Source organism: Prevotella sp. P4-98, from assembly GCF_002251405.1.
Lineage (GTDB): Bacteria > Bacteroidota > Bacteroidia > Bacteroidales > Bacteroidaceae > Prevotella.
On sequence record NZ_NPJC01000087.1, the window covers coordinates 1 to 26,312 of the forward strand.

A 26,312-nucleotide genomic window follows, 5' to 3' on the forward strand; every position below is an offset into this window, starting at 1 on the left:
TTCCCGAAGAGAAACGCGAGGCAGTGACGGAGATAACACTTGACCTGTCTGACTCCATGCACAAGATTGTACGATCTGCTTTTCCGAAAGCCCAACGTGTCATTGACCGCTTTCACATTCAGAAACTCGCCTGTGATGCCGTACAGGAGATGCGTATCAGACACCGCTGGGATGCCATACAAGAAGCCAATGACGAGATGGAAAATGCCAGGCAGGAAGGGCGGGAATACGTTCCATTCCGCTATGAGAACGGCGATACAAAGAAAGAATTGCTGGCCCGTAGCAGATACCTGCTCTTCAAGTCGGCAGACAAATGGACTGACAGGCAGAAGATGAGAGCCAGAATCCTTTTCGAACTATATCCTGACCTGCAGAAGGCGTATTCGCTCTCTCATTCACTGAGGATGATCTTTGCCAAGAACACCATCAAGGATGCTGCCAGGCTCTCTATGGCCAAATGGTACAACAAGGTCGAAGAGGCTGGATTCCATTCCTTCAACGTTATTGCGGCTACATTCTACGAGCACTATGATGACATACTCAACTTCTACAATAACAGGTCGTCTAACGCAGCAGCAGAGTCTTTCAATGCCAAAGTCAAGTCCTTCAGGGCAGCACTAAGGGGAATTAGGGATGAGAAATTCTTTCTCTACAGACTTTCCATGATATACGCTTACCCCCACTAATTATCTACTGAGCCATGTTTACTTGTATAAAACATCATGCCGTTACAGTATTACAGTATTACAGTTTTTGAAAAGCAAAAACGATGGGTTCGTAGCGTTTTTACCAGTTAAAAACCACAAAAAACTATCTAATGAGCCTCAAAAAACGTTTTTGAAAACTGTAAAACTGTAAAACTGTAACGATGTAAAATATCTAATTCTGATATTGTTTCTTTACATACGTATATCGTTTTGTATTGTTAAAAGCCCAAAGGAAATCTTCCTTCCCTGTGCGTGCTATTTCCTAAGTAAGTCCTAAGTAAGTCCGCAGAAACTCCTAAGTAAGTCCCAATGAACTTACGGGCAATATGGGAAATAGATGGGAGATGTTACGGTCAGAAAGGGAAAATACCGCCTACACAGTAATTCTTATGCTTGGCGTGGAATGGTTGTTCGCTATTTCCTTCTTGTTGCGGCATATCCTGCAATTACGACATAACAGAGTAGGGGAATGATGAATGATGTAGCCATGCTGCCTGTTGTGTCGGCAATATATCCCATCAGTATTGGGGCAACGGCACCACCCACAATGGTCATAATGAGCAGCGATGAGGCTATCTTGGTATGGGTTCCTGCATCTCTTAATGCCAAGGAAAAAATGGTAGGGAACATGATGCTCTCACCAAAATATAAAGCGAAGAAGGCTGCAAGCGATACCAAACCGTTACAAGTGACAATGACAAGAGTGGAGAATATGGTGAGCATGGCACATACCATTAATATATATTTGGGTTTGATATAGTTCATCAGCACTCCTCCTATCAGGCGTCCTGCAAAAAACAATCCCATGCCGCCAAAAGCAAGATACATACTGGCTTCTTGTTTTTCGATGTGGATACACTCTACGGCGTAATTGATGAAAAAACTATTCACGCCAGTTTGAGCGGCTACATAGAGAAACAAAGTGAGCATGCCGAAAGTAAAGGCGACAACGTTGATCGGTATGTCTTTTCTCGTTTCTTGCGTTTCCGCTTCATGGGTTTTGCGAGGGTCAGGTAGTTTGACACGAGAGAATATAAATGCCACGACAAGTACAAGTATGCCAACGATAGCATAGGGAACGGCGATGCTTACTCCAGTGAACAACAGCTGACCGCCCACCAACGGTCCCACAATCCATCCTATGCCGTTGAGCGATTGTGATAGGTTGATGCGACTCTCTGCCTTGTCGGGATGTCCGAGAACGGTAGTATATGGGTTTGCACTTGTTTCAAGACATGTCAGTCCACACCCAATGACGAATAGTGACAACACATAATAGTAGAAGCTATTAACCAGTAATCCAGGTATGAACATCAGTGCACCGATGCCGAATAACATGAGTCCAGTCGTTACCCCTTTGCGGTATCCCCATTTCTGAATAATCCATCCTGCGGGTAGTGCCATGAGGAAATAGGCTCCATAGACAGCAGCCTGTGTCAGTGCCGACATGGCTTTGCTGATATGGAATGATTCCTGGAAGTGGGGGTTTAACACTTCCAATATACCATGTGCAAAGCCCCACATAAAAAACAGGGAGCTGATGAGCAAGAAGGGGATAAGGTAATTATGCCCTTCGTATTTGAAGATTGATGGCTTCATGGTGAGCATTTGTAAATTTCTTACTGTCCTTTACTACCAAGGCGAGATATCCTCCTCCACCTGCACCAGGCATTTTCCAAGCCAGTACATCGTCCATGGCGCTGTATTGGTCTATTGTGGGTTGTACGCTTGCTTCTTTGAGCTTCTCGCCGTTGATGGAGGGGGTGACCATGCCAGGGAACATGGCAATTTGTGCTTCAAACGATGCTTTGTAAGCTGCGGCAAAATCGTCAATATTGTGTGCGAGGATGGCAGTCCAGCAGGCATCAGCAGCATCAGCCAAAGCTTTCACCTTGTCTGGGGTGATGTCTTTATCCTCTACCACGCTACATCCTGGTCGTCTGGGAGCCATCGGTATCATTACGAGATGGTCTTCAAGGAATCGGAGTGTCATTTCGTCCTGTGTTGTCTCTATCTTTTCCGGCCAGAAATTGTGGTCGTAATAGTGTCGGCAGAGTCCTGGAATACAGATGCCGATTGAGTCTTGTGCGCCTGATATGATTCCATCGTGGCGTTCAGGATTGTTTTCAAAACAGAATACCAGTCGCGCCAACATTTCCGGATCCATCTTAGGGAGCTTCACAGGCCATATCTTCTGTATCATTTTTCGTGTTGACGTTGATAGTCCGCAACGGTCTCTTACTTCAAATGTTGGTTCGAGTGAGATGGTGATTGCCCATCCGGGATGGTGCATGCTCACGTATGGTTGGTCTATCCATGTGCCTGCCAAGTCCAGTCGGGTGGGGATAGATTCACCGTTTGTGCTTCCAGCCTGTGTCGTATCTGTTTCTTGTTGCCCTTTGGCAAGTTCAGCCTTTAGTGATGATGACGAACGTGCTTGGAGTCCTTCGTGTGGTGTGCGTTGCAATTCCACATATTCTATACCTCTTTCTTTGCAGAGTTTACGTTTCTCGTCAGAACCACCTTCTGCATTGACCACAAAGACGTCGGGCTTCACCAAGTCGAGTGTGGGCAGAAAGTCAATCACTCCGCTTCCTTGGTTGATATAGGCTTCTTTTACCGCCTTGATGTTTTTCACCATGAAGAGGCGTTCTTCTTGCGGAAACATAGGTTTGCGGTGTTTATATTCCAAATAGGTGGCATCGGATCCGATGCCCACGTATAGGTCGCCATATTGTGCTGCTTGCTGAAAGAACTCCACATGTCCGGAATGTAGTAGGTCGTAACAGCCGCTTACAAATACTTTTTTCTTCATGTTTTTTGTTGTAATAGGTGGATACAACGTTACAAGTGCATCCTGTTTATGAGTTTTGGGTTGTATTTCTATAGTGGTAATGGCGTCAGCGTGTCTCTGATTCAATATATAGATTTGTATTTATATTGAACGGACTATCGAAGTTGGCCAACATCTGGTGTTTGGTGTCTTTTTCCGACAGTAGGGCTTGGTCGGTGGGTATTTTCCAGTTGATGCCCAACGATTGGTCCATGATAGAGATGCCGCCGTCAGCCTCTGGGTGGTAGAATTCGTCACACTTATACTGGAAAACTGCCGTTTCCGATAGTACGGCGAAACCATGTGCAAATCCTTTGGAGATGAAAAACTGTCGGCGGTTGTCTCCTGTCAGTTCTACGGCAACGTGTTGACCAAATGTAGGTGATCCTTTACGTATATCTACTGCAACGTCGAGTACAGCTCCCTTGACACACCGCACAAGTTTACTTTGTGTAAATGGTGGTCGTTGGAAATGCAGTCCGCGCATGACTCCATAGCTTGACATCGACTCGTTGTCTTGTACGAAGCGTATAGTGTGGCCCAGTATTGGTGCGACCTTCTCGTCGAATTCGCGCTGTGAGAAGGATTCGAAGAAATAGCCGCGTGCATCGTTGAACACTTTTGGTTCAAGAATCAGTATGCCTTCGATATTTGTTTTTATTACATTCATAATGACCCTGTTCTATAGGGGTTGATAGGAAATAGCGATGTATTCGCTAACGATATGATATTATTGTATCATGCAAAGTTAGCGTATTATTGTGACATTGCAAAATTTATTGTTGCATTTTTGCTGCTGTGTTTCTTCATAGCAGATGATGGAAAAGTGTTCTGTATTGTTGTCAGCATCTGCAAAACAGCCATTGTCTATGAGTAATGATAAGTATGGGAATTGCCGGTGATGTGACGAATGTCTTGATGGCAATAGCCTCTGTTGAATGGTTAAAAAACGTTTTATACCTTATAGAAGTGCTTCGGCTTTTTTCACGCTACCGGCTTTTAATATGAGTTTTTTAACTTCATCATAGTCTTTGTATTTGGGATTGCGCTCCATGAAAATTCTCACAGCACGGTCGATGAGCTTTGCGTTGATGAGTTTTGCATTCACCATTTTGTTGCCTTCAACACGTCCGAGACGTATCTGCACTGTGGTGCTTATCATGTCGAATATCAGTTTCTGTGAGCTGCCGGCTTTCATTCGGGTACTTCCCGAGACGAACTCGGGTCCTGTTATAACCTCCACTTTATAGTCGGCTTGGCTGGCTATGGGTGAGTTGGGGTTGTTGACGATGCATCCTGTTGTGATGCCGTTAGCACGACAGTGTTGCAATGCTGCAAGTACGAACGGAGTGGTTCCGCTGGCAGAGATGCCTACAACGATGTCGGCAGTGGAAATGTTTTTGTCGATCAGTTGTTGCCAACTGTTTTTTGTGTCATCTTCACGCGACTCACGTGTTTGTGTCAGACACTCCGTTCCACCAGGGAATATAGCTTGTATTTGTGTGCCGTCAGTGCCGTATGTGTTTTGCACTTCTATGGTGTCGAGTGTTGCAAGTCGTCCGCCAGTTCCACATCCCACATAGAATAGCCTTCCGCCACACTTCAGTTTTTGTTCTATCGTAGCGATGAGTTTGTTGATTGCCGGTAGTGCATTGCCTATGGCAACGGGAACTTTCATGTTCTCGCAGTTTATATCAGCTGTGATTTGTGCTATGGTCATTTGTTCGAGATGGTCATAGTGTGATGGTTGCTCTGTAATTCGTTTGTCCATTGTGTGATGCTTTTTTGGATGTTAGGTGCAAAAATACAATAAATTATTGAACCATGTTCATATTAGGATGTTTTTTTTGATCGTTTTCGTTAAGCCAGATGAGCAGAGTTAACTTTCCGTTTAAGTGAGCGAAAAATCAAGCTCGCTTGAAGTTTTCCGAACGTGAGGAAAGTCAACGAAGTTAAGTACACTTAAACTCTGCCATGGCGAGAAAAGTATTATAAGGTTCCTTGCAGAAAAACAAAAGAGGGATACATCACTTTTGATGCACCCTCTTAGTAATATATCGGGAGATTTTATGTTTCAAATTTGCAGTTTGTTTCAGATTACATCATTAACTGAGCCCTTTTTCAAAGTGGACTCAGTTAATGATGTAATACTATTTCAGCACACCAAGTTCCTTGCCCACCTTGATAAATGCAGCGATAGCCTTGTCAAGTTGCTCACGTGTATGACCGGCAGAGAGCTGAACGCGGATGCGAGCCTCACCTTTCGGAACTACGGGGTAATAGAATCCCGTAACATAGATGCCTTCCTCAAGCAGGCGGTTTGCATAGCGCTGAGACAGCGGAGCATCGTAGAGCATTACAGCACAGATAGCGCTCTGAGTAGGTTTGATGTCAAAGCCGGCAGCGAGCATCTTGTCGCGGAAGTAGTTTACATTCTCTACGAGGCGATCGTGAATGGTGTTATCCTCCTTCAGCATCTTGAACACCTCAAGGCTTGCACCGATGATTGATGGAGCCAACGAATTGGAGAAGAGATACGGACGACTGCTCTGGCGCAGCATGTCGATAATCTCCTTACGACCAGTAGTGAATCCACCGAGAGCACCACCGAAGGCTTTGCCCAAAGTGCCGGTATAGATATCTACACGACCGTATGTCTTGCAAAGCTCACTCACACCATGACCCGTTGCACCCACAACACCTGCAGAGTGAGACTCGTCAACCATGACAAGAGCATCATATTTCTCTGCCAAGTCACAGATTTTATCAATAGGTGCCACATTGCCGTCCATAGAGAACACACCATCGGTGCAAATGATACGGAAGCGCTGAGCCTGGGCATCCTGCAAGCACTTCTCCAATTCCTCCATGTTTGCATTAGCATAGCGGTAGCGCTTTGCCTTACACAAACGCACACCGTCGATGATAGAAGCGTGGTTGAGTGCATCAGAGATGATAGCATCCTCCTCAGAGAGGAACGAGCCAAACAAGCCACCATTGGCATCGAAGCATGCTGCATATAAGATAGTATCTTCTGTTTGGAAATACTCTGAGATGGCTGCCTCAAGTTCCTTATGGATATCCTGTGTACCACAAATGAATCTTACCGACGACATACCGAAACCACGGCGATCCATCATTTTCTTTGCACCCTCAATGAGGCGTGGGTTATTAGCCAAACCAAGATAGTTGTTTGCACAGAAGTTGAGCACTTCCTTGCCCTTTACCTGAATAGCTGCCTGCTGTGGGCTTTCAATGATACGCTCCTCTTTATAGAGGCCTGCTTGCTTCAGATTCTCCAATGCGCTTGCGAGATGTTCTTTTACTTTTCCGTACATAATAGGATTATTTAAAAGTTTTAGTTATTGAAATGCAAAATAACTCATTTTTTTCCAAACTAAAAAAGGTTTTTTTGTTTTTTTTCAATAGAACAAAAAAATGAGCGGTTTTGTATTGCTATTTGGAAAAAAATGCTTTCCTTTGTACCTATAAACGCTAAAAATACATAATACTATGAACATTATCTTGGTTATAGGATCAACAGGCCAGATTGGCTCAGAGCTTACAAGGAAGTTAAGAAGCATTTACGGAAACGCAAATGTTGTAGCTGGTTACATAAAAGGCGCTGAGCCTAAAGGGGAACTTGCAGAGGCAGGACCAATGGCAGAATGCGATGTAACAAATCCTCAGATGATTGCCGATGTAGTGAAAAAGTACAACATCGACACCATCTACAACCTCGCAGCATTACTGTCTGTTGTTGCAGAGTCGAAGCCACGCCTGGCATGGAAAATCGGTATTGACGGCCTATGGAACATCCTCGAAGTAGCTCGCGAGTGCGGTTGCGCTGTATTCACTCCGAGTTCAATCGGTTCGTTTGGTTTGAGCACGCCAAAGATGCTCACACCGCAGGACACCATCCAGCGTCCGCGCACCATCTACGGCGTATCAAAGGTAACAACAGAGCTTCTCAGCGATTACTACTTCAACAAGTATGGTGTAGATACTCGCGCTGTGCGCTATCCTGGTGTTATCTCATACATGACACCTCCAGGCGGCGGCACTACAGACTACGCTGTTGACATCTACTACTCAGCCGTTCGTGGCGAGAAGTTTGTCTGTCCGATTAAGGAGGGCACACTCATGGACATGATCTACATGCCGGATGCATTGAAGGCTGCCATCAACATTATGGAGGCAGACCCCACACGCCTTGTTCACCGCAACGCGTTCAACATCGCTTCGCTCAGCTTTGGACCAGAGACCGTCTTTGCTGCAATCAAGAAGTACAAACCTGAGTTTGAAATGGTTTACGATGTAGATCCGTTGAAACAGAGCATCGCAGAGAGCTGGCCCGACCGCATGGATGACTCTTGCGCTCGAAATGAATGGGACTGGTGTCCGACCTACGACCTCGACACCATGACAAAGGATATGCTTGAGAAACTTACCATAAAACTCAAAGGATAAACATATCGAAAGAACATACAAGTGGAGAACGTTTTCGTTAAGCCAAATGAGCAGAATAAAGCTCGCTTTAATTCTGCCATGGCGAGAAAACGAAGGATGAAATCCAACACTTCTTCATCTCCATAGCTCTTCTGCTGGAGGTCAGACCAGTCGAACATGTTGTCATTTTCGATAAGCAGATTGTCTGCAAGTTTCCATCCGTCGTTTCTCGAAGTCCACGGTTGAGGCTGATAACCGGCTATCATTCTCAGAATGGAATCGTTCATCTGATTATGGTCCCCTTCGTTCCATAGACGTAAAACAACAATACATCCTCGGCGGGCTGCCTCTTGGGCAAATGTTATTACTTCGTCGATGTACTGTTGAGGATTGTCTGTGTTGTTTCCTTCGCGCGAATGGAGTGAAATTTGCGGCTAAAGGTGCATTTGGAAAAGTCAAAGGCGTGTTTGGCAAGAAGAAAAAGTAATATGTTTCGTCATATTACATTTGTATGATGTGAAAGATAGGGCTGGTTTCCCAATGTGGAATCCAACCCTATTTGCTTCTCTTAGCCTTGATTCCACAATGCACGGCGTGGCGCAATGTTCGCATACAGAAAATTCAGTTTTCAAGAAAATTTCGACCACTCGACCATACCTATAGTATAACATGCAGTAGCTTAGAGATTTAAGTGGTAGTCGAAGCCTAAAATTTTCGATCACCATCGACCACCATCGACCACGCAAATTTTTTTCATCTATCGTAAACAAGATATACTAAGTGGGCCATGGTGTTGATGTCTAATTGGGGGTGCTGATGTTTATCAACGCTTTTTCAAACCTTGATAATATTTTTATCAAACGTTGGATAATACCTTTATCAAACGTTAGATAATACCTTTATCAAACGTTAGATAATACTTTTATCAAACGTTGGATAATACTTTTGTCAAACGTTGGATAATACTTTTGTCAAACGTTGAAAAAAACTTTGCCAAACGTAAGACAATACTCTTGCCAAACGTTGGACAATACCCTTGCCAAACGTTGGACGATACCCTTGTCAAGACTAACAAACACAATAATATAGGCAACAGGCCAGATCTCAATACTGTCATTCCCGTTACTACCGGCGCTATGGTGTCAGGAAACGGATGGCAGAGTGTGAAATTTGGCAAATCGGCAACTGGCAGATACATCGCTCTACAGTGTTTCGATACACAAGACGGTACTCCGCTCTCTGTTGCTGAGATATATCTGAGAGATGTCAACGGGCAACGCATTGCTCGCGACCAATGGCAGGTGAAATATGCTAATAGCGAGAACGAAAAGGGAAATCACACTGGAGACAAAGCTTTTGACCTGCAAGAGTCAACGTATTGGCAAACTGAAGAGTCGGCAGAAATGCCACATCTCTTGGTGATTTCTCTGATGTTTTCTTATTCTGAAGAGGAATTGTAAAATGCATAATGAAGAAAAGTATCTGTTATAGGTATGTTTTTGAACAACATTCGATTTTTTTTTCGTAATTTTGTGGCATAAAATCAAGTAAATATAAGATATGAAAACGATTACATCTGAAACCGGAGAGAAAATAAAGATTGTTGTAGGTGACATAACTAAGTTAGAAGTAGATGCCATCGTTAATGCTGCCAACAAGACTCTGCTGGGTGGAGGTGGCGTGGACGGCGCTATTCATAAAGCCGCTGGTATTGGACTTCTGAAAGAGTGTAGAACCTTAGGTGGCTGTAATGTGGGTCAAAGTAAAATGACAGAAGCATATCAACTGCCTTGTAAGAAAGTCATTCATACCGTTGGACCTATATGGTATGGTGGCTCTGACAATGAACGCAAAATGCTGGAATCTTGTTATGATACCGCGATGCAACTTGCAGAGGAACATCATTTGAAGAGTATTGCTTTTTCATGTATCAGTACCGGAGTATTTGGCTTTCCGAAAGCTGAAGCAGCACAAATTGCAAAACGTGTTATCTGCGAACATATCCGAAACGGCTACGATGGAGAGGTTATCATTTGTTGCTTCTCTGAAGATGATGCCCGGTATTATCTGTAGGGGAACTGGGCCTTATAGCTCAGCTCTTTAAATATCACTCATCCTGCATCGCAAAGTCTGGCTTGATACTAGAAAAAACATAATTACTCATGTATCGTTCTATTATTGGAAAGGAATAACTAAAAAGAGAATCCGCATAACTCACCTGAGCTATGCGGATTTATCTATCTATACCTTTCGGTAGTTATCTATACTTACTTAACCTCCTCAAATATAAACGCTATTGTGTATCATGCGATTACAAATACGCGTAAACGATAAGAGAATGTAAAAGGGGCTGTAAAGCCAAACAAAAATAGAAATCCCAAGTAAGGGACTATTTGTTCTATAAATCCAAACTATCCTCTTTTAGAAGGAAGTCGAAAAGACCTATTGTTAGTATGCCTTCTTCATTGCGACGTGGCATGATGTGGTCCTTCACAATGATAACCTTTTTGAAAGAATCATTAATGTTTGTAAGTGGGCGAGATTCCTGTATCTCTTTCTCCCTGTCAGGGATGGACAAGGCAGACTGCACATAATATTTCTTGCTGCCGAGGCTGGCAATAAAGTCCACTTCAAGTTGGATACGAACCCACTTGCCATCCTTGTCTTGCTTCTTTATCTCCACCATTCCAACGTCCACATTATATCCACGTGTGATAAGCTCGTTGTAGATGATGTTCTCCATGATATGCGTCTCTTCCTGTTGGCGCATATCGAGGACAGCATTTCTCAAACCAATATCAGAGAAATAGTATTTGGATAGTGTGTTGATGTATTTCTTACCTTTTATGTCGTAGCGTATTGCTTTATTTAACAGGAACGACTCAGACAGATAGGTGAGGTAATTCGCAATCGTCTGACTGCCAATGCTTACATTCTTAACGCTTTTGAAGGTATTCGACAATTTAGTAGGATTGCATGGAGCACCTATAGACGAAGCCAAAATTAGCACCAACTCACGCAGTTCATTATCGTTTTTGATTTTATGCCTTTCGATAATATCTGCCAAATAAACTGTTTCAAACAAACCCTTCAAGTAGTTGATTTTCTTTTCTTCGGTTTCAAAAGACTGTATAAGTGGCAAACCTCCATAGGTGTAATATTCACGCCATGCATCCAGCTTGTCACCGCCAACGGCAGAATAGAACTCTGCAAAAGATAGCGGATTCACATGGATGGTTTCTCCTCGGCCACGAAACTCCGTTGGGATATCCGAAGATAGGAAATGAGAGTTGCTGCCTGTCACGTATGTATCGGCATTATCAATATGACGGAAACTATTCAACACATCCACAAACTCGTCCATCAGTTGTACCTCATCTATGATGATGTAATACAGTTCTTTGTCCTTGATTCTGTCATGAACATAGTGAAGCATAGTGTCTGGATTTCTCAGTTCCTTGTTCATGCGATCTTCAAGGTCTATGCGGATGATGTGGTCATCTGCCACTCCATTATCTAATAGGTAGTGATAGAACAAGACGTTCAGCAGATACGACTTGCCACATCTGCGGATTCCTGTTACCACCTTGATAAAGCCATTCTGACGGCTTTCTATCAGCTGCTTTAGATACCTGTCTCTTTTTATCTCCATTGCTTGTGTTAAATTTTTGCCAGTATTGGCAACTTTTTACAGTGCAAAGGTAATGATTTAAATCCTATTGCACAAGGTTTACATTAAAAATCTGCCAATCTTGACATTTTTTTAATGCAGAGATAGCAAGAGTGACCAAAATTTAGTTTCAAATTGAGACAATCTCAAAGCATTTGGAGAAACGAACTTTTTATGATTTTCTCTGAACTTTTCTCCGAACCAAATACATCCTCCTCCGAACTATCATTGCCTCCATATATGAATGCGATTTCCGCGGAGAAAACCATATGGTTGTCAGTCATTTCAAAAGATATTTCAAATACACATTATATTTAATAATAAGCATGAATATTGTCATGTACTCATCAAAAGATTGGTCTTTTAATCAAATTTTGGCTTATTTATGGAGTTTTTTTGAGCATATCAGCATTTGTCTCGATTATTTTTTGTAACTTTGCCGTCAAACAACAGAAATCTATCATGGCAAAGTTAAATCGTATAAGAGTTGTTCTCGCAGAACGCGACTTGAACAATAAGTGGCTGTCCGACAAACTCGGTAAGGATCCTGCTACTGTGTCCAAGTGGGTCACCAATACCACCCAGCCAAGCCTTGAAGCCCTCATTGCAATAGCCAATGCGCTTGAAGTGCCTGTGCAGGAGTTGGTGAGACAGGAAGAATCCAATCAAGAGAAATAAGTCAACTGACGAACGAAGCAAGAGCAGAGTCAAAGCTTGTTTTGGCTATGCCTTGCAAGAAGGAAGAAGACGAAGTCAAATGATAACAAAAGACGAAATACAAGAACTGCTGCATAGCACGGAAACCTATCGTGTGGAGCGAACCACGTCAACAGGTGACATGGATAAGTTCCAAGAGGCCATCTGTGCCTTTGCTAACGATCTGCCCAATTCGCGCAAGAATGGCTACCTGATATTGGGCGCTTACGACAACGGAGAGTTGTCGGGGTTGAAGGTCACTGATGACTTACTGAAGAAGATTGCAGCCATACGCAGCAACGGAAACATCCTGCCTATACCTGTTATGAGTGTTGACCGTTTCCAGTTCCCGGAAGGTGACTTGCTGGTTGCTGAGGTCTGTCCGTCTGACCTGCCACCTGTGCGCTATCGTGGACGAACTTTTATTCGTATCGGTCCTCGTCGTGACATAGCTACAGAAGCAGAAGAGCGCATCCTTGCAGAACGAAGAATGTCATTCATGGCCACCTTCGATACCATGCCTTGTTTGGCTGCCAAACTGAATGATGTCAACACGGACTTGCTGCATACAAAGTATCTGATACCGTTATTAGGCAATGAGTTAGTGGAATCTGATACTCGTCCCATCGAGGAACAGATGGCCGCTGTGGGCATGTATGACACTGAGCACCAATGCCCCACATATGCAGCAGTCGTACTGTTTGGCTACAAGCCACGCCGTTTCATGCCAGGTCTTTATGTGCAGTATGTATGCTTCAAGGGTGAAGACGTGACCAGTGAGGTAGAGAACGAAATGCAGTTGGAAGGCAATTATTGCGAACTGCTGCCACGTCTAGAATCGCTTTTGGAGTTGTCTGTCATCAAGAAGAAACCTGTTTTTGTTTCTATCCTACGCGAGGAAATGGTCAGCAATTACCCCTATCTGGCTATCCGAGAGCTTCTTCTCAACGCCTGTATGCACCGAGATATGCAGAGTAATACGCCACTTCGCTTCTATGAGTTTGCCAGCCATCTGGAGATTCTGAATGCAGGCGGTTTGTATGGCAATGCCCGTCCTGAGAATTTCCCCAGTGTGAACGACTATCGCAACCCACTTGTAGCCAGTGCCATGAAGACGCTGGGCTATGTCAATATGTTCAATCGAGGTGTAGGACAAGTCCAGACAGACTTGAAGGAAAATGGCAACCAACCCGCAGAGTTCAACGTTAATCTTATCACGGCATTCAAGGTTGATGTGAGAGTCTCACAGAGTTATACCAATAACAATGGCGGTAAAGATGGCGGTGATATCGTAGAAAATGTCGTAGGAAAAGATCTTAATGACGTAGAAAAAACCTCAGATGTCGTAGAAAATGTCGTAGAAAACATAGAAAATGTCGTAGAAAACATTCTTGCAAGCATATCTAAGAATTCAACCATATCCACAAAAAAACTGGCAGCGATGTGTTCTCTTTCTGAAAGACAGGTACAGCGTATCATGACCAAATTGAAAGAACAATGTGTTATCCGTCGCATTGGGCCAGATAAAGGTGGACACTGGGAAATAATAGCACCACAGTCTTTGGAGAAAGATACCCAAGAATACTATTAGAAGTAAACAAGAATATAAAAACGAAATATAACTCTGATGGATTACGACAATGGATTCATATTGCAGAAGACGGTGGACTGGTCGTTGCTGAATGACAACTCCACGAACATCATTATCATCAGTCCCAATTACCACCGTATCATCCACAAGAACAATCCACACTTCAACCGCAAGAAGTTCCAGTTCGAGTTCCCAAATGGTAAGGTATTGCGGCTGAAGCTGTATGAACATTTGAAAGTTTGATACTTTATGGAGATACTATCACATTTCAGAACCATAGAAGAGCTTACTAAAACACTCTCGCGAGAACAAGGATTACTGAGCGAGATGTTTGAGAAGCGGAAACTGATGAAGTTTCCGCAAGGACTGGCTTTGGAATTGGTGGGTGGTAATGAAGCCCGACTGAGAAAACTGCTGGATTATGGTGTACTAGTGGAAACGGGTAATACAGTAGAGATTGAGAGTGACTATCTCAATTTCTTTGAAGAAGTATTGAACGTGAACGAGGAAATTAGTGTTCTGAGCGTACAGGAATGTATCAACACTCTAAAAGAACACATTGGCTATTTCTTACAAGAAACGAATACCAACCGTAAGGCAGGATATCAGGATAGTGTACGGCAACTACTGAAGAAAACGGGATTCAGGACTCTGAAGAATGTGGTGGACCTGAAACGCAATATGGATAATGCGTATAAGCAAGAGCCTAACTATATTATCAAGAAAAAGAAACTTCAGAACCTTGATGAGAAAAGTCACAGTATCCGTTCGATGATACGTGAATGTGAGAAACTGATGGACAATGAGTACGCCTTCTTCCTGATGGCCAATGATCCACACATGGCAAAGACGTGCAGCGACGTGAAACACGACTTTGTAGAGGCGTACCATGCGTTGATGGAAATAGACAGGCAGATTATTGTTTATATCAACCAGATAGAACAGCAGAACCAACTCTATAAGAAGATACGTAAGCTGAAATATCTGCAAGACCAGTTGCTTATCAAGACAGATACCAATCTGGTGCAGGTGCTGGATGAAAGTAATCCGCTATGGATGGAATCCCGCCAATACAGCAAAATAAGGCTCTCTTTGGAAATGCTTAGAGAGAATGACCAGATAGTAAGCATTCTGAGACGGATAGCCGAGCGCAATGGTCTGCGGAAAACAGCCAGGACAGAGGCGGAACCGCTGACAGACGAGGACTTGCAAGACCATGTGCAGCGGTTAAAAGGTGTCGATCCTGCTGAGGTATGGAATGCCTTTTCTGCTTCGAGCTACAACCTGTTTGATTTCATCCTGAGATATGATTATAAGACCAAGCGTGATATAGAAGATCACGCAGCTCTCTTTTGCCAACTGGTCATTTTGCATCCTGAAGAATGCCGAATGACAGGGAAATACGCCACCTATCAAGACATTGAATATCCTATCATCTATGCGAAATAATACTCAACGAATATACGAGCGACTGAGCCGCGGAGAATTCCTTTCGGTGGACAGTACTGAAGCCTCTATCCGTCATCTGTACGAGGATATTGAGGAGAACTTCGATGATTATGCAGACTTCTTCAAAGAGATTGGTTTGCAATTGGAGAGTGGCAACGGCTACTTTTACTTCTCACGTATTGGTGAGGGTAAACAATCCATAGAACAAAAGTTAGAGAGTTTTTCGAAATGGCTTGACTATCTGGACTTCCTGAAGACCTATAACCAGTCGTTTACGGCGGGCTATCAGTTCCGAAAGAGCAATCTGATAGAGCAGATCAGCCTGGACATTGAACTGAAAGAGAAAGCAGGTCATCTCTATAAGAAATATGGCGTAGGCTCCTATTTAGAGATAGTGAACAAACTGTTGCAGGAAATGCAGAGTATGGGCTTTGCCGAGTGTGTCAGTGAGCAGGACGAAACCTATAAGATTACATCTGCATTTCACTATGCTGAAGAACTGGTTAACATGATTCAAATAGCCAACGAAGATGAAATACCTGAATAAGATCATATTTATCAATAGCGCCAATATACCCTACGCTGAAATTTCTGTAGATGGCAACGTACATTTCACGGGAACCCAAGGTGTGGGCAAGAGTACTGTGCTGAGGGCATTACTTTTCTTTTATAATGCTGATAAGCATCGCCTTGGCATACAGCAAGCTCAAAAGTCGTTTGACGAGTTCTATTTCCGCCAGTCAAACTCTTATATCCTTTACGAGGTAATGCGCGACAATGGGGCATACACTATTTTGGTGAGCCGTTATCAGGGACGTGCCTCATGGCGATTCATAGATGCTCCTTATCAGCGTGATTGGCTCGTAGATGAAGACAAACAAGTGTTGAGCGATTGGGTTAAAATACGCGAGCGAATCGACAAAAACGTGTCTGTATCTGCAAGAATAGATTCTGGCGTGATGTTTAAGGATATCATCTTTGGCAATACTCACGACCACAAATACACTCGCTATGCCTTGGTGCAGAGTGCCCATTATCAGAATATTCCACGAAGCATTCAGAACGTATTTCTGAACACCAAACTGGATGCCGACTTCGTGAAGAACACCATCATACAATCTATGGCAGATGAGGATCTTCCCATCGACCTGCAGACTTATAGAAGACTGGTGACTGACTTTGAACGCGAGTATGACGAAATAGACTGCTGGTTCAGGCAGACTCGTGACGGTAACTACCCTGTGCGCCAACAGGCAGTGAAGATTGCTGAACAGGGGAGGAGAATCGTGGCTCTCGACCAGCAATTATTAGATGTATGGCGGATGTTGAATCACGCTGTGGCTGAAAGCGAAGAGAAGATACCACTCTTGGAATCTGAGGCTACTGAACTAAAAACAGACATCGATAAAGAGCGCACCCGTGAAAAAGAACTTACAGCAGAATATGAAAAGGAAAAAGATGCGCTGAACCAAGAATTGGGAGGCAAAAAGAGTAAACTGAAAGAGATCGTTCAGGCAAGAAAAGAATTTGAAGCACTGGGTATCGAAGAGAAACTTGCATTGGCCGCTCGTGAAGAAAGCATCAAACAAGAGACTGCTGATAAGCAAATGTTATTGGATGACCTATTGAAAACCCATGCGTCGATAGAGGAAAAATACAATATCGCCAAAGGGAAGCTGGAGAATGCCCGTCAGTCATTTGAAAATGCTCAAAAAGAAGCCTATTATCAGAAGCAAGAGTCATTGCAAAAGGAACGAAAGCTGCTAGAGGATGAACGAACGAAAAACAGAAACTCACTAATGGATGCCTTCAACAATTGGCGGCATGAATCGGATGAGCGACTGGAGTTGTTACAGAAAGAACAAAACAGGGCTGACAATGCCGTAAAAGATTTGCGCTTGTGGCATCCCAAGGCTTATGAAGTGACTCAGATAAAGGAACAGCTTCGGAAATTGGAGGTAACAGAAAAGGAGAACGCTGCACGACAAACAGCCGTAAAGAGTCAGATTGCTCAGATCACCACTGAGTATGAGATGAAAGAAGCAGAACTGAAACAGGTCTCTCAGCGCGAGCAAGAACGTTTAGAAACTAACCGATCACAGTATAGAGAGCAAATCACCAAGATTGAAGAATTGCTTTCAAATCTTGACGGTTCGTTGTATCAATGGTTAACAGAAAATGCTGAAGGTTGGGAAGAGACCATCGGAAAAGTGGTTGATGAAGAAAGAATCCTATATGCCGGAGGACTTGAACCCCAATTTGTAAAAGCAGCATCTGATGGCTTATTTGGTGTCAAGCTGAACTTAGACAACATTGATGCCGTACATCGTACCCCCGATGATTATCGTACAGAGAAGAAACATTTGGAAGAGCAACTGCAACAGACAAACCGAGAACTGACACAACTGCCTGTCACACTTCAAGAGGACATTTCGAAACTTGGAAAGAAATATGCTGTTCAGCTCAATCCGCTCCGTCAGCAAGCAACATTGTTGAAAGTGGAAGAAGAACAGATTCCCGTAAAGCGTCAGGATCTGCAAAATCAGCAACACAAGTTGGAGATGGAAGAGCAAGATCTGATTGCACAGGAAAAGGAAATGCGTGAACGGGCTTTCAATGAGGCTCTGCTTAAAGTACAGGCAGAAAAAGAAGTTCGCGAGGCGAAAGAGGCTAAGAATAAAAAGGAACTCAAAGACCTTGATACAGCCTTCAACAAAACCTCAAAAGCCCTTGACGAAGAATTGCGTGCATTCAAGGTGTTGCAGGACAAAGAAGCGACCACTAGAGATCAAGAGTTCGATGCTCAAATGTCTCAACTTGACGAACAGCAGAAAGCAGAACTGGCAGGAAATGGCGTGGATGTGACGCTGCTGGAACAATACCGCAAAGCTTTAGACGCTCTCAAGGAATTGTCGAAACAGATAGAAGCAGAACGTCCAACGGTCATCAGATATCGAGATGCAGAGCAAAATCTGTTTGCGAAAGAACCTGTAATCAAGAAGAGTATCAAGGACATTGAGCAACAGCTTGCAATGATGCGTCAACGCTATGAAGACAAGCGTACCCGTATCGAGAAGAAACAGCAGGAGTTGGAAGAACGTCAGAAGTCGATTCTGAAGGACTTGACGCACAGACGTGAGGGACTAAACCAATACCATCAAATGGTGGAGAACGAGCATCTTGTGCCAGACACATTCCTCTCAGATGACAAACTGATAGTGGGCCATCAGGACTGTCAACAACTCATCAGCCAATTGAGAGGAATAGTCAATCAGAAGCGGGAAACGATAGAAAAACTGAAGGATACTGTTATCAACTTCAATCGCAACTTCAAGCCTCAGAATGCGTTCCATTTCAATACGATGCCTGTAACAGATAATGATTATTTGCAGATTGCTGTTGATTTGCAAGACTTTATGGACAACAACAAAATTGAAGAGTTCCGCCGTCGCACCAGTGAGCATTATAAAGATATTCTGGGACGTATCTCTACAGAAATTGGTGCGCTAATGAAGCGTAGATCAGATGTGGACAGCGTGATACTCGATATCAACAGGGATTTTGTAGAGAAGAACTTTGCTGGTGTCATTAAAAGTATCGAACTCAGAGCCAATGAGTCATCCGACAGACTCATGCAGTTGCTCATGGCCATTCATGACTATACAGTGGAGAATGCGTTGTCGATTGGTGAACTCAACCTTTTCTCAAGCGACAATCGTGACGAGGTGAACCGCAAGGTTGTAGATTACCTGAAGAGTCTCTCCCATCAGTTGCAGGATGAACAAAGTCGCCCAACGGTATCACTTGGCGATGCATTCCGTCTGCAGTTCAGAGTGAAAGAAAACGATAATGATACGAACTGGGTAGAACGTATCAATAATGTGGGGTCTGATGGAACTGATATTTTGGTTAAGGCAATGGTGAATATCATGCTTATCAACGTGTTCAAAAAGAAAGCAGAAAGGAAGAATGGCAATTTCATCGTACATTGTATGATGGATGAGATTGGGCGACTTCATCCCAATAACATCAAAGGCATTCTACAGTTTGCCAATTCGCGTAACATCTATCTCATTAACAGTTCGCCAACGTCATATAACCCATACGATTACAAATACACCTATCTACTCAGTAAGCATGGTGTAAAGACAAGAGTGGACAAATTGTTGAAACGAACAAAATAGGACTGAATTATGGCAATAAGCGTATCCATACAAGCATTGATTTCTGGTGAGCAGGTGGCTGGTTCAAAGCTAAGCAACAAACTGCTTGATGAACTGATGGCAGAAGGGCTGTTGTCAGTCGTGACTCATGGTTCGAGAAAATCATATCGCGCTCGCGACGTTGAGGCCTTGAAAAGATATCTCATAGACAAGGATGAAAGCTATCGAATGCTTGAAGTCAGCAGTTTCGTTTCTCGTGCTTCTTTGGCGGCAGAAACAGGAAACTCTAAGTTAATGACAGTTCGCTCTTGCCCTGGCTTCCCTGTTAATAGCTACGAGCCCATCTCATGTTCACTTTGCGACAAAGATTTTGTTGTCAATCCACATGAAGGCAGCTTTGTGTTCATCGACAACTGGCAGCAATTTTTTATTCCTCAAGACATAGTCGTTGTGGGTATTGAGAACATGGAGAACTTCCGTAGGATTCGTCAGCAAAAGAAATTGTTTGAATCTGTGCTGGGTAATATGCCGCTGCTGTTTGTCTCTCGCTATCCACAATCGACAGACCTGCGTAATTGGCTTATGGGTATTCCAAATAGGTACGTACACTTCGGTGATTTCGATTTAGCAGGAATTCACATCTTCCTGACAGAATTCCAAAAATATCTTGGTGATCGTGCATCGTTCTTAATCCCTTCTGATATTGAACAACGATTGACTCAAGGTTCTGCAACTAGGTATAATATTCAATACAACAAATTTCATACACTTCGGTGTACTGATACAAAATTGCAGTCGTTGATTGAGTTGATCATGAATTATCATAAATGTTATGACCAGGAAGGGTACATTATAAAATAAAAACAATAGTTACGCCTATGAAGATTGGAATTTATGAGCAGATAATCAACCATTTGTTCGAAAAGAAAATCTCTTCGATTGACCAGAACCGGTTTTACATCGGGGAGCGGGTCATTAAGAAGGATGAGGTGGCAAAGTTGCTGTCGATGTATTTGACGAGCATCTTTGAACAGGTGCTGTCGGATATGGTTGATATAAATGATGAGACTGATGAAGAAGACGAACAAAAAGATTCATCTGTCAAAAGGGGGCTGGAGTTAGCCAATTCCATCATTCGTAAACTGGTTAATGAGTTCCATTTGAATTCTGGCAACTTGGTTTCTGCTCAGGCCAAGATTTTGACAGCAGTAATTGATAAGACTCAATCGGATTATCCAGATTTGGCAAAACGTCTGGAGGAGATGATGCCAATGAAGGGTCTCATAAACGGGGCTCTGTTTACAGGCAAGGGGATGAAGATGTATACGGAGTTACAGAAAGAAATAGCCTCAGCTGATGAAATCCGTTTGATGGTGTCGTTTATCAAGAAACGTGGGCTTGCTCTTATTTTGCCACGGTTGAGAGAGTTTACCAACAGAGGAGGACAACTGAAGGTAATCACAACAACCTATATGCAGGCTACTGATTATGATGCCATTATCCAGCTGTCATCGTTGAAGAATACAGAAATAAAAATTACATACGATATCTCCTCTGAGCGCCTTCATGCAAAAGCTTATGTTTTCCTTCGTGATACAGGCTTTAATACAGCATATATAGGTTCTTCAAATATCTCCGAACAAGCACTTAATACAGGTGCAGAATGGAATGTGAAGGTAACGCAAATGGAGCAGCCACGAATGATGAAGACCATTCTTGGCGCATTTGATGCTTCATGGTGGGCAGATGGTTACGAGACTTTTGTGAATGGCGAAGATAACGAGAGGCTGAAAGCAGCCTTAAACAAAGAAGTGGATAATGAAATAGATTTCTCGACACTTAAGGGCTTAATTCGTCCTTTCGATTATCAGCAAGAGATTCTAGAACGACTTCAGGTTGAACGCGAGGTGCGGAATCATTGGAAGAATCTGGTGGTCGCTGCAACTGGAACAGGCAAGACCGTAATGGCTGCCAGCGATTACAAGGCATTTGCAGAGAAACACGAACGTGCCCGTCTGTTGTTCGTGGCTCATAGGGAAGAAATCCTCCGACAGAGTCTCCAGACTTTCCGGCAAGTACTTTCTGACTATAACTTTGGCGAGAAATGGTATGGAGGCGAAGAACCTGCAAATTATGAATATGTGTTCGCCTCAAAGGACACATTGAACAACCGTTTGGAAAGTTTGTCATTACCTGAAGACTATTATGATTATATTGTCGTTGATGAGGTTCATCATGTGGCAGCATCTTCTTATCGTAAGATAATTAACCACTTTAGACCTAAAGTGCTTTTAGGATTGACGGCTACTCCTGAGCGAATGGATGGAGAAGACATTACACAAGACTTTGATGGTACCATTTCTGCTGAGATACGTCTTGATGATGCACTGAACAAAGGCTTGCTGGCTCCGTTTTATTACTATGGTATAACAGACTCCGTTGATTATTCAGAGGTTGCCTGGGACAAAGGTCATTATGTGGCATCTGAACTTTCTCGTATTTATAGTTACAATGATGCACGTACTGCTGTGATTTTGCAGTCTTTGCAGAAGTATCTGACCAATATTCGTGATGTCAGGGCTTTGTGTTTCTGTGTTGACCAGCAACATGCCAAATATATGGCTTCCAAATTTACGCTATGTGGATTGAAAGCCGATGTGCTGACCAGTGAAAACGCACAGATGCGAGCACCGCTTTACAGACGATTGAAGAATAAGGAAATCAACTATCTATTTGTAGTGGATATGTTCAACGAGGGTGTAGATATACCCGAGGTTGATACAATTCTTTTCCTTCGTCCCACGGAGAGTCTCACTGTGTTTATCCAGCAGTTTGGACGAGGTCTCCGCAAAGCAGAGGGAAAGACACATGTTAATATACTTGATTTTGTAGGTAACAGTCGAGCTGAATTCAATTATACCGACCGTATGCGTGTGATGCTCGGCAGAACGTCAATGAGTGTCGTAGAGGAAATGGAACGCGATTGCCCTCACTTGCCTTTAGGTTGCCGAATTATACTGGAGCCAAAGGCAAAGGAGCATATCCTGAACAATATCAAGGGGGCTATTCAGCGTTTTACGGTACGAAAGGTCATCGCATTGGTACAGAACTTCGAGAGACATCACTCAGTTCCGCTTACGCTCTCCAATTTCGTAAGAATCTATCAGATGCCCGTAGATAAGCTCTACAAAGGGAGAACGTGGAATCAGATATTGTTTGAGGCTGGGGTGTGCGAAGAGCAATCTCGTTTTAATGAAGAGCTAAGTCGTGCCGTATTCCGTAAGTGGTCTGCAACGGACTCGTATTCCTATTTGAGCTTTATCGAACAACTTGCAAAACGAGCGTTCAAAGTGAGAGTAAACAGAATGAATGCTGTTGATCAAAAGCGATTGCTGATGCTCTACTACGACCTTTTTGAGACGGCTGGAAGATTTGTAAGCCTCCAAGATATGGTTGATACCCTTGCTGCTGACAAACTATTCTTTGAAGAGCTTGCTGAGGTGATAGGAGTGATGCTTCAAGAGAACAAAGCCTACGAGAAGCCGGATAACTCCCTGTTGCCAAATTTCCCATTGAAGCTCCATGGCGTATATACAAAGGCACAGATTCAGGTTGCTATCGGAACATCGACGTTGGCACGAAAATCGCCAGCTCGCGAGGGTATGGAACGCAACAAACTGCTGAATGTGGAGGCTATGTTTGTCGATATCATCAAGAATCGTGAAGAGGGCTCTACGACTGATTACGACGACAAGGCGTTGTCACCCTATCTATTCCAATGGGATACTCGGAACCGAGTAAAGCCTGAATCAAATGAAGGTCAGGCTTATATCCATCAGACACAGACCATGCTGCTCTTTGTCCGTGAGCAAAAGAACTTTGTTGAGGACAAGACTCGCACAATGGGATATGTTTATTTGGGTCGTGTTACCCTGAGCGGCTGGGAGTACAAGAATTTAGGAAATAGGATGCAAATGCAGATACGTTGGAATATGGTGGAACCGATTCCCGGCAGCGTGATGCATTTCGCACGAATGAAAGAAATGGCATAATTATGAAACAGATAGAAGTTGTAGCTGCGATTATTCGCAAAGATGATAAGATATTCGCCACACAGCGAGGATACGGCGAGTGGAAAGACTGGTGGGAGTTTCCTGGTGGGAAGATGGAAGCGGGTGAGATACCTGAAGAGGCATTGAGGCGTGAGATATGGGAAGAGCTGGAAACGCGGATTGTGGTAGAGAATCTAGTGGAGACGGTGGAATGGGATTATCCTCAATTTCATCTTTCCATGCATTGCTACCTCTGTCATGTGGAGAGCGGACATCTGGAACTGAAAGAACACGAGGCAGCGAAGTGGCTCAACAAGGATGAACTGGAGAACGTCAACTGGTTGCCTGCGGATTTGAAGATAATAGAGAAAGTGAGATGCGAAATAATATAAGCAATAATATAAAGACGAGTAAAGGCGTTATTAGTATATGGCACTTACAATAGATGAACTGAAAATACAGATACAGAGTGACGAGCATCGTCAGCTGGAGTTGAAGAAGACCACAGGTGAATTGAAGGATGGTATGCATTCTGCTTGCGCCTTCTTGAACACCGAAGGTGGCTGGCTCATCTTCGGTGTTGCTCCCAAATCATTGAAGATTCAGGGTCAGCAGGTTACTGACAACACCCAACGTGAGATTGCCCAGGCTCTGAGTTACATGGAGCCACAGGTTGATGTGCGGGTCGAGTATATCGACATTCCTGATCGGCCAGACCACAAAGTGATTGCCATGCACTTTGATGGATGGGCGTGGGGAATGGTGCCTTATACTTATCATGGTTGTCCTTACTACAAGGTGGAGAGTACAACGAAGGAGATGCCGCGCGACATGTACGAAGAACGATTGCGTAGAAGTAAGCCAGACATGTTTGCTTGGGAAAGGCAGCCTTCAGAGTTTACAGACATCAGTTCATTGGATGAGAAACTGATACGTGGTGTCGTGCGTCTTGGTGTTGAAAGAGGCAGGTTGTCTGATCTGGCTCTAACAGAACCCATTGAGGATGTGTTAGGAAAATGGAAGTTGACGACAGGTAACAAACCTCTAAACGCTGCCACCGCACTCTTTACAAAAGATACAGGTATGTACACGCAGTTCACTATGCGCTTGGCTCGTTTCCAAGGAACTGATAAGAATGAGTTTATCGACAACCAACGTGTGGAGGGAAATATTTTCGTACTACTCAATGAGGCTATGAACTTCTTCCGCAAGCACCTGAACATGCATGGTAAAATAGTCGGGCTCGTTCGTGATGAATATCTGGAGGTCCCTGCTGAAGCTCTGCGTGAAGTGGTATTGAATGCACTTTGCCATCGTCAATACGAACGATATAATCTGACCATAGGTATTGCCATCTATGATGATCGTATCGAAATCGAGAATCCTGGTGTCCTGCCCCCACAGATTACACCTGAGAATATCCTACAGCCACATATTTCATATCCATACAATCCGCTTATAGCTAATGTGTTGTATAGTACAACCTATATTGAGAACTGGGGGTCAGGTGTGAAGCGCATCATGGAGGCTTGTCAAAAGAGAGGTGTAGCAGCCCCTATATGGTCTATCAATGGTGGTTTTGTTGTGGTAACATTCATGAGACCGGCAAAGGGTGATATTCAAGGTGTCCCTCAAGGTGTCCCTCAAGGTGTCCCTCAAGATGTCCCTCAAGGTGTCCCTCAAGATAAAGAACTTGATGATTGGATAGAGAAACAAATCAGAAACAATCCTCAAATCTCGACAGAAGATTTGGCCAAATTGAGTAATCGAAGTTCAAAAACCATAAAACGTCACCTTGCCAAAATGCCACACATCCGTTATGTGGGTAGTGGCTTTAGTGGTCACTGGGAGGTACTTGACAAAGAATAAAACCACCGTCGCGAAATGCGACAGTGGTTTCAACGTTTGTCTATATTAGACAAGACTCGATTACCACTTCAACCATTGAAAAATCAATTGCAAAAGACACCAGAGAGAATATAGCGAGGTGAAATACGTAATGCCTACCCACCACCAGAATACTTTGGGTGGCGGGTATACCCCTTTGCCCGACTTTATGAGTGACAGCAATTCTTCATTCTGATTTATTACTGTCCGCTAAAATGTGTACCTTTGTTCATAGTTACTTGAATTGAAATTTACAACAAGAAACAAAGGTAACTAAAAGGGCTGAATTCCAAGCGAGGAATCTAGCCCTAATTTTTTTATGCTCAAAAAAAAGATTTAGCGGACAGCAATACTTTCGTTTCCAAGCCACCTTGCTGCACTTAGGCGAACAATACTGGCTGTCAAGAGTCTTGGCAAGGAAAACTTCACCACAGACCTTACACTTGCGTTTGATTTCAAATCCTATTGCTGGCATATTTTCTACTTTTAAGTATGCATTAGTATGTATTGGTAGGAACAAGTCCCACATTATCTACTTTTTTGTTGTGTTGCAAATGTGCTGCAAATAAGCGATAAACAAGCGCATAACAAAGGCATAAGAAACAAGAACCTCATAAATGCAAAAAGCGTGCAACTCATTGAGCTGCACGCTTTTGCTTATTGTATATTATGTGTTTACCTTTTGGCATTACTTAACCTCCTCATATCTAATCTGTGCTGACATATAATCAGTTATCAATATTTGGTACAAATTGGGGACAAAACAATCGGTTATTGTCCATCTTGACCTTAGTTTCAAAGAACACGCTGCAAAG

20 protein-coding genes and 1 pseudogene are annotated in these 26,312 nt (G+C 43.4%); 14 read left to right on the forward strand and 7 right to left on the reverse strand.

Features of this window, described 5'->3' with window-relative positions; genetic code table 11:
* Positions 1–686: transposase (locus tag CIK96_RS12875; RefSeq protein WP_144007469.1), on the forward strand; the 686-nt coding region annotated here is incomplete at its 5' end.
* Between the two features lie 435 nt (positions 687–1,121).
* Here the strand turns inward: CIK96_RS12875 and CIK96_RS12880 are convergent.
* The 5 genes from CIK96_RS12880 to kbl form a co-directional block, all read right to left on the reverse strand.
* Complete coding sequence (locus CIK96_RS12880; RefSeq protein WP_094440836.1) at positions 1,122–2,306, reverse strand: sugar MFS transporter; 1,185 nt, start codon at positions 2,304–2,306, stop codon at positions 1,122–1,124.
* Complete coding sequence (locus tag CIK96_RS12885; protein WP_094440825.1) at positions 2,272–3,522, reverse strand: adenylyltransferase/cytidyltransferase family protein; 1,251 nt, start codon at positions 3,520–3,522, stop codon at positions 2,272–2,274. The genes CIK96_RS12880 and CIK96_RS12885 overlap by 35 nt, the downstream gene beginning before the upstream one ends.
* An 85-nt stretch (positions 3,523–3,607) precedes the next feature.
* On the reverse strand, positions 3,608–4,210 hold the full coding sequence (gene rfbC / locus CIK96_RS12890) for a dTDP-4-dehydrorhamnose 3,5-epimerase (protein WP_094440826.1): 603 nt from the start codon (positions 4,208–4,210) through the stop codon (positions 3,608–3,610).
* Positions 4,211–4,501: 291 nt separating this feature from the next.
* Complete coding sequence (locus tag CIK96_RS12900; RefSeq protein WP_094390870.1) at positions 4,502–5,311, reverse strand: N-acetylmuramic acid 6-phosphate etherase; 810 nt, start codon at positions 5,309–5,311, stop codon at positions 4,502–4,504.
* A 379-nt stretch (positions 5,312–5,690) separates the two neighbouring features.
* Entirely contained in the window at positions 5,691–6,878 is a 1,188-nt protein-coding gene (kbl, locus tag CIK96_RS12905; RefSeq protein WP_094390869.1) for a glycine C-acetyltransferase, read from the reverse strand.
* 175 nt (positions 6,879–7,053) lie between these two features.
* Between kbl and CIK96_RS12910 the strand changes: the two genes are divergently transcribed.
* From CIK96_RS12910 to CIK96_RS12920, 3 genes are all read left to right on the forward strand, one after another.
* The gene (locus CIK96_RS12910) at positions 7,054–8,010 is read left to right on the forward strand and encodes an NAD-dependent epimerase/dehydratase family protein (RefSeq protein WP_094440827.1); all 957 of its coding nucleotides are present in this window, start codon (positions 7,054–7,056) and stop codon (positions 8,008–8,010) included.
* 1,025 nt (positions 8,011–9,035) lie between these two features.
* Entirely contained in the window at positions 9,036–9,449 is a 414-nt protein-coding gene (locus CIK96_RS12915; RefSeq protein WP_144007541.1) for a hypothetical protein, read from the forward strand.
* A gap of 100 nt (positions 9,450–9,549) precedes the next feature.
* Complete coding sequence (locus tag CIK96_RS12920) at positions 9,550–10,062, forward strand: macro domain-containing protein (RefSeq protein ID WP_094434159.1); 513 nt, start codon at positions 9,550–9,552, stop codon at positions 10,060–10,062.
* Between the two features lie 325 nt (positions 10,063–10,387).
* Here CIK96_RS12920 and CIK96_RS12925 read toward each other — a convergent pair whose 3' ends face one another.
* On the reverse strand, positions 10,388–11,641 hold the full coding sequence (locus CIK96_RS12925; RefSeq protein ID WP_094440829.1) for an ATP-binding protein: 1,254 nt from the start codon (positions 11,639–11,641) through the stop codon (positions 10,388–10,390).
* Positions 11,642–12,121: 480 nt separating this feature from the next.
* Here CIK96_RS12925 and CIK96_RS12930 point away from each other — a divergent pair, with 480 nt between their 5' ends.
* The 10 genes from CIK96_RS12930 (at position 12,122) to CIK96_RS12975 (ending at position 25,479) form a co-directional block, all read left to right on the forward strand.
* Positions 12,122–12,337: a helix-turn-helix domain-containing protein gene (locus CIK96_RS12930; protein ID WP_094434157.1), complete on the forward strand. Its 216-nt coding sequence runs from the start codon at positions 12,122–12,124 to the stop codon at positions 12,335–12,337.
* Positions 12,338–12,416: 79 nt separating this feature from the next.
* A complete protein-coding gene (locus CIK96_RS12935) occupies positions 12,417–13,946 on the forward strand; it encodes an RNA-binding domain-containing protein (RefSeq protein WP_094440830.1) in 1,530 nt (509 codons plus the stop codon).
* Positions 13,947–13,982: 36 nt separating this feature from the next.
* Entirely contained in the window at positions 13,983–14,189 is a 207-nt protein-coding gene (locus tag CIK96_RS12940; protein ID WP_094434153.1) for a hypothetical protein, read from the forward strand.
* Positions 14,190–14,195: 6 nt separating this feature from the next.
* Complete coding sequence (locus CIK96_RS12945) at positions 14,196–15,395, forward strand: hypothetical protein (protein WP_094434151.1); 1,200 nt, start codon at positions 14,196–14,198, stop codon at positions 15,393–15,395.
* Entirely contained in the window at positions 15,385–15,942 is a 558-nt protein-coding gene (locus tag CIK96_RS12950; protein ID WP_094434149.1) for a hypothetical protein, read from the forward strand. Before CIK96_RS12945 ends, CIK96_RS12950 begins: the two co-directional genes overlap by 11 nt.
* Entirely contained in the window at positions 15,926–19,579 is a 3,654-nt protein-coding gene (locus CIK96_RS12955) for an ATP-binding protein (protein ID WP_094440831.1), read from the forward strand. Before CIK96_RS12950 ends, CIK96_RS12955 begins: the two co-directional genes overlap by 17 nt.
* Positions 19,580–19,588: 9 nt before the next feature.
* The gene (locus CIK96_RS12960; protein ID WP_094440832.1) at positions 19,589–20,419 is read left to right on the forward strand and encodes a hypothetical protein; all 831 of its coding nucleotides are present in this window, start codon (positions 19,589–19,591) and stop codon (positions 20,417–20,419) included.
* Between the two features lie 17 nt (positions 20,420–20,436).
* Positions 20,437–23,610, forward strand: coding sequence for a DUF3427 domain-containing protein (locus CIK96_RS12965; protein WP_094440833.1), 3,174 nt, complete (start codon positions 20,437–20,439; stop codon positions 23,608–23,610).
* A gap of 2 nt (positions 23,611–23,612) precedes the next feature.
* Positions 23,613–24,002 (forward strand): (deoxy)nucleoside triphosphate pyrophosphohydrolase, encoded by a 390-nt coding sequence (locus CIK96_RS12970; protein WP_094440834.1) that lies wholly within the window; start codon positions 23,613–23,615, stop codon positions 24,000–24,002.
* Between the two features lie 37 nt (positions 24,003–24,039).
* Positions 24,040–25,479, forward strand: coding sequence for an ATP-binding protein (locus CIK96_RS12975; RefSeq protein ID WP_094440835.1), 1,440 nt, complete (start codon positions 24,040–24,042; stop codon positions 25,477–25,479).
* Positions 25,480–25,849: 370 nt separating this feature from the next.
* Here CIK96_RS12975 and CIK96_RS13575 read toward each other — a convergent pair.
* Positions 25,850–25,972, reverse strand: a pseudogene (locus tag CIK96_RS13575) (DNA-binding protein); the annotation flags it as partial.
* Between the last annotated feature and the right edge of the window lie 340 nt (positions 25,973–26,312).